This window comes from Streptomyces sp. SID486, from assembly GCF_009865385.1.
GTDB lineage: Bacteria > Actinomycetota > Actinomycetes > Streptomycetales > Streptomycetaceae > Streptomyces.
In genome coordinates this window covers 1-965 of record NZ_WWJT01000622.1, presented here as the reverse complement: position 1 = coordinate 965, position 965 = coordinate 1, and the positions used below count along the sequence as shown (strand labels likewise).

At 71.1% G+C, this 965-nt stretch carries 1 protein-coding gene; it reads right to left on the bottom strand.

What is annotated here, in order from left to right; genetic code table 11:
• Nucleotides 1–624 (bottom strand): HAMP domain-containing protein (locus GT045_RS28850; RefSeq protein WP_161335982.1); only part of this gene is annotated, 624 nt, incomplete at its 3' end.
• Nucleotides 625–965 lie beyond the last annotated feature (341 nt).

Here is a 965-nt window from a genome sequence, read left to right as displayed (position 1 = left end):
CACCTGGGCGACGTTGCGCACCTGCGCCGTCAGGTTCCCGGCCATGAAGTTGACCGAGTCCGTCAGGTCCCGCCAGACGCCGGCGACGCCGGGCACCTGCGCCTGTCCCCCGAGGCGGCCCTCGGTGCCCACCTCGCGGGCCACCCGGGTCACCTCGTCGGCGAACGCGGACAGCTGGTCCACCATCGTGTTGACGGTTTCCTTCAGCTGGAGGATCTCGCCGCGGGCGGGCACGTCGATCTTCTGGGAGAGGTCGCCCTTGGCCACGGCGGTGGCGACCTGCGCGATGTCACGGACCTGGGTGGTGAGGTTGCCCGCCATCGCGTTGACCGAGTCGGTCAGGTCGGCCCAGGTGCCGGACACACCCGGCACCTGCGCCTGGCCCCCGAGGGTGCCCTCCGTGCCCACTTCGCGGGCCACTCGCGTGACTTCCGAGGTGAACACGGACAACTGGTCGACCATGCCGTTGAAGACGGTGGCGATGTCGCCCATGAGCCCGGTGGAGTCGTCCGGCAGCCGGGTGCCGAAGTCCCCGTCGCGTACCGCCGTCAGACCCGCGAGCAGTCTTCTCAGTTCGTGGTCGCCCGGAACCGCCTCGGTCGTCCCGGTCGCCTTGCCGGCCATGCGCACCCTCGATCCGCTCCCCAGGAGCCCCCGCCGCGAGGACTCGGAACCGCGGCCGGGAGCAGACTGCCGCCCGGCCGTTGGTGTGTGCATTTCCGCAGTTCACGGATTTGCATGATGAGAAAAATACGCCGCAGGTTAACCCACCTCCGCGCACTTGGACAAAGCAGTCGGCCAACCCTCGGCGCCCGGGAGATTTCCCGTCCCGGACAGGTGTGAGACCGCGTGATCCGGGTAGCCGCATCGGTTTCACCGCGGCTCCGGCGGGTCGTCGAGGCCCCGGCGCCGGCTCGTCCCGGGCCGCGGGCGGCCGGCCGGTGCGGCGCCCGGCCGCGGCACAC